This is a genomic window from Streptomyces sp. OfavH-34-F (assembly GCF_022347745.1).
Lineage (GTDB): Bacteria > Actinomycetota > Actinomycetes > Streptomycetales > Streptomycetaceae > Streptomyces.
In genome coordinates, this window is the sequence record NZ_JAKRGC010000460.1 from 1 (window position 1) to 3,857 (window position 3,857).

Sequence of the window (3,857 nt, forward strand, 5' to 3'; positions counted from 1 at the left end):
GGCCTCCGGCCTGGCGTTCCTCCCGGTCGCCGTGGTGGGGGTGCACGCGGCGGCCCGGCTGCTGGCGCGCCCGCGCCGGGCGCGGTCCTGAGGGCGGCCCGCGCGCCCTACTGCCGGTAGCCCGCCAGGAACCGGCCGATGCGGCTGATCGCGGCCTCCAGGTCGTCGGCGTGGGGCAGGGTCAGGATGCGGAAGTGGTCCGGGCGGGGCCAGTTGAAGCCGGTGCCCTGGACGACCTGGATCTTCTCGCGCAGCAGCAGGTCCAGGACGAACTTCTCGTCGTCCGCGACGGGGTGGACCTTCGGGTCGAGGCGCGGGAAGGCGTACAGGGCGCCCTTCGGTTTCACGCAGGAGACGCCGGGGATCTCGTTCAGCTTCTGCCAGGCGCGGTCGCGCTGCTCGTGCAGCCTGCCCCCGGGCGCCACCAGGTCCCGGATCGACTGCCGGCCGCCGAGCGCGGCCTGGATGGCGTACTGGGCGGGGGCGTTGGGGCACAGCCGCATGGAGGCGAGCATCGTCAGGCCCTCCAGATAGCTGCGGGCATGCTGCCTGGGGCCCGAGACGACCATCCAGCCCGAGCGGAACCCGGCCACCCGGTACGTCTTGGAGAGGCCGCTGAAGGTGAGGCAGACCAGGTCCGGGGCGAGGACCGCCACGCTGTGGTGCTCGGCGTCGTCGTAGAGGATCTGGTCGTAGATCTCGTCGGCGAACACCATCAGGCCGTGCCGCCGGGCCAGGTCGAGGATGCCCTCCAGGACCTCGCGCGGATAGACGGCGCCGGTCGGGTTGTTGGGGTTGATGATCACCACGGCCCGGGTGCGGTCGGTGATCTTCGAGGCCATGTCGGCGATGTCCGGGTTCCAGTCGGACGCCTCGTCGCACGCGTAGTGCACGGCCTTCCCGCCGGCCAGCGTCGTCACGGCGGTCCACAGCGGGTAGTCCGGGGACGGGATGAGCACCTCGTCGCCGTCCTCCAGCAGCCCCTGGACGGCCATCGAGATCAGCTCGGAGACGCCGTTGCCGAGGAAGATGTCGTCGACGCCGACCTCGGTCAGGCCCATCGCCTGGTAGCGCTGGGCCACCGCGCGGCGGGCGGACAGGATGCCGCGCGAGTCCGTGTAGCCGTGGGCCTGCGGAAGCATCCGGATCATGTCCTGGACGATCTCCTCCGGCGCCTCGAAGCCGAAGAGGGCCGGGTTGCCCGTGTTGAGCCTCAGCACGCTGTGGCCCGCCTCCTCCAGGGCGTTGGCGTGCTCGATGACGGGGCCCCGGATCTCGTAACAGACCTCGTTGAGCTTGCTGGACTGGCGGAATTCCATGCGGTGCCTCCCCGACCCGATTGCGATACTTGGTTTTACCAAGCTCGGGCTTGGAAAGTCCAACAACATGTCTAGACTGCGTCGCATGCCACGTCAGCGACAGCCCGCAACCCGCCCGGCCCGCCGCCGGAGTTACGACCAGTTCTGCGCCAGTGCCCGCGCGCTGGACGCGGTCGGTGACCGCTGGACCCTGCTGATCGTCCGTGAGCTGCTGGCCGGTCCCCGCCGCTACACCGATCTCCACGCCGACCTGCCGGGCGTCAGCACGGACGTCCTGGCCTCCCGGCTCAAGGACATGGAACAGGGCGGCCTCGTCACCCGCCGCCGGCTCCCGCCCCCGGCCGCCGCCTCGGTGTACGCGCTCACCGCGCGGGGGCACGGACTGCTGCCGGTCCTCGCCGCGCTCGCCGAGTGGGGCGCCCCCGCGCTGGCCGAGCGGCGGCCCACCGACGCGGTCCGGGCCCACTGGTTCGCGCTCCCCCTGCTGCGCGCCCTCCGGGGGCCGGGCGGCCCGGCCGCCACCGGAGTGCTCGACGTCCATCTGGACGAGGGTGAATTCCACGTCCGTACGGGGGACGTGACGGCCGGTGAGCCGGTGTACGGGGACGGGCCCGCCGACCACGCCGACGCGCGCATCGCCCTCGACGCGGAGCTGTGCCTCGCGCTGGGACGGGGCGAGCCGACGCTTGCCGAGGCGGTCGGGGACGGCCGGATCGAGGTCTCGGGCGACGGCGCCCTGGCCAGGGAACTGCGCGGCCACTGACGGCGCCGGGGAGGGGGCCGGATGCCGCAGCCGTGATTCCCGCGGTCCCGTGCCGGGTAGCGTCCGGGCATTTGAGATGTCCGTGACACCCGACGACGGGAGAGACACATGAGGACCGAGAGACAGCGGGAACGGGCGGGACGGCGGGGACGAGCGGGACGGCTGGGCAGGGCGCTCGTCACCGCGGCGGGCGTGGCCGCGCTCGCCTTCGTACCGACCGCGGCCGGAGCCACGCCCGGCAGCGGGGTGGTCGCCACCGAGGTCGCCAAGGGCACCTCGCCCGGCCCGCTGAAGGTGAAGGCGCCCAAGGGCCGGGCGGACGTCACCTTCCGCACCGTCACCATCGCCCCGGGCGGCTCCACCGGCTGGCACACCCACAAGGGCCAGCTGATCGTCGTCGTCAAGTCCGGGACGCTCACCCGCACCCTGCACGACTGCGCCGTCGAGGTGTCGCCCGCCGGCACGTCCTTCGTCGAGCCGTCGGGCGCGGACCACCGCCACATCGGACGCAACCTGGGCAGCGAGCCCGTCGTGCTCTGGGTGACCTATCTGCTGCCGCAGGGCAGCGAACTCTCCGACGACGCCGACCCGGTGGTGTGCGGACCGGCGAAGTGACACCCGCAGGGCGCCGGCCCGTCGCGGTCAGCGGGCGCCGGTCTCGCCGTACGCGCCGAGACCGGCGCTCACCAGCCCGTCCCGGAAGGTCAGCACCTCGTACACCCGGCCGCCGATCTGGTTGCGGTAGTCGATGACCAGCGTGTCCACGCTCGCCCGGACGTCCACCACCTCGAACTCCAGGTCCGGGATGAGCGCGAGCCCGCGCGACCAGTACGCGCGCAGCGCCTCCTTGCCGCGTACGGTCCCCGACGGGTCGCCGGTGAACCGCGCGATCATCGGCGAACTGAACGTCACGTCCTCGTGATAGTGCGCCAGTATGCGTTCCAGGTCATGGGAGTTCCAGTCGTCCTGCCACCGCGCGGCGAACGCACGGGCGAATGCGAGATCCATGGCGCCGACCGTAACCGGCCCCGGTCGCGGACGGCGGCCGATTCCCGGCATCCGGACACCACCGGGCGGGACGCGCGATGATGGACGCGTGCGATGGGAACCGATCACCTGGGAACGGCTGACGGACGCGCTCGCCGCGCACACCGACGCGCGGGAGCCCGCCGACGGCGGCCCCTGGCTGAAGATCGCCGTCGACGGCGCCCCGGCCGCCCGCCCCGGCGACCTGGCCGCCTCGCTCGCCGAAGCGCTGCGGCTGCGCGGCCGGGCCGTGCTCCCCGTCGCCACCGGCGGCTTCCTGCGTCCGGCGAGCCTGCGCTTCGAGTACGGCAAGCAGGACCCCGACTCCTACTTCGGCAGCTGGTTCGACACCGCCGCGCTGTGGCGTGAAGTGTTCGCACCCCTGGAGCCGGGCGGCAGCGGACGGGTGCTGCCCGACCTCTGGAACCCGGCGACGGACCGCGCCACCCGCAGCCCGTACCGGCCGCTCCCCGAGGGCGGGGTGCTGATCCTGCACGGGCCGCTGCTCCTCGGCCACTGGTTCCCCTTCGACCTCACCGTCCACCTCCGGCTCTCCCCGGGCGCGCTGCGCCGCCGCACCCCGGAGGACGAACGGTGGACCCTGCCGGCGTTCGCCCGGTACGAGGACGAGGTGGCGCCCGCCGACCGGGCGGACGCGGTGGTGCGCACCGACGACCCGCACCACCCGGCCTGGACGGGCGTGCGCTGAGGGGCGCGGCCGGATCGCGGCGACCGGGCCCGGTCCGCCG

The 3,857-nt window shown here is 73.4% G+C and carries 5 protein-coding genes; 3 read left to right on the forward strand and 2 right to left on the reverse strand.

From position 1 onward, the window contains the following. Positions 1-107: 107 nt before the first annotated feature. On the reverse strand, positions 108-1,319 hold the full coding sequence (locus MHW47_RS33255) for a pyridoxal phosphate-dependent aminotransferase (protein WP_239227573.1): 1,212 nt from the start codon (positions 1,317-1,319) through the stop codon (positions 108-110). Between the two features lie 85 nt (positions 1,320-1,404). Here MHW47_RS33255 and MHW47_RS33260 point away from each other — a divergent pair, with 85 nt between their 5' ends. Both MHW47_RS33260 and MHW47_RS33265 read left to right on the forward strand, forming a co-directional pair. Further along, positions 1,405-2,082 carry a winged helix-turn-helix transcriptional regulator gene (locus MHW47_RS33260; RefSeq protein WP_239227574.1) on the forward strand — a complete coding sequence of 226 codons (678 nt, stop codon included), beginning with the start codon at positions 1,405-1,407 and terminating at the stop codon, positions 2,080-2,082. Positions 2,083-2,190: 108 nt separating this feature from the next. Next, positions 2,191-2,697, forward strand: coding sequence for a cupin domain-containing protein (locus MHW47_RS33265; protein WP_239227575.1), 507 nt, complete (start codon positions 2,191-2,193; stop codon positions 2,695-2,697). 27 nt (positions 2,698-2,724) lie between these two features. On the opposite strand, the gene MHW47_RS33270 is transcribed toward MHW47_RS33265, so the two are convergent. Then, a complete protein-coding gene (locus MHW47_RS33270) occupies positions 2,725-3,090 on the reverse strand; it encodes a nuclear transport factor 2 family protein (protein WP_239227576.1) in 366 nt (121 codons plus the stop codon). An 88-nt stretch (positions 3,091-3,178) separates the two neighbouring features. Here MHW47_RS33270 and MHW47_RS33275 point away from each other — a divergent pair, with 88 nt between their 5' ends. Further along, positions 3,179-3,817 (forward strand): uridine kinase, encoded by a 639-nt coding sequence (locus MHW47_RS33275; RefSeq protein ID WP_239227577.1) that lies wholly within the window; start codon positions 3,179-3,181, stop codon positions 3,815-3,817. Positions 3,818-3,857: the final 40 nt, after the last annotated feature.

What these genes read in the sequence shown, in the direction of transcription:
- MHW47_RS33255 (WP_239227573.1), bottom strand. Translation starts at nt 1,319, where the DNA reads ATGGAATTCCGCCAGTCCAGCAAGCTCAACGAGGTCTGTTACGAGATC.
- MHW47_RS33260 (WP_239227574.1), top strand. Translation starts at nt 1,405, where the DNA reads ATGCCACGTCAGCGACAGCCCGCAACCCGCCCGGCCCGCCGCCGGAGT.
- MHW47_RS33265 (WP_239227575.1), top strand. Translation starts at nt 2,191, where the DNA reads ATGAGGACCGAGAGACAGCGGGAACGGGCGGGACGGCGGGGACGAGCG.
- MHW47_RS33270 (WP_239227576.1), bottom strand. Translation starts at nt 3,090, where the DNA reads ATGGATCTCGCATTCGCCCGTGCGTTCGCCGCGCGGTGGCAGGACGAC.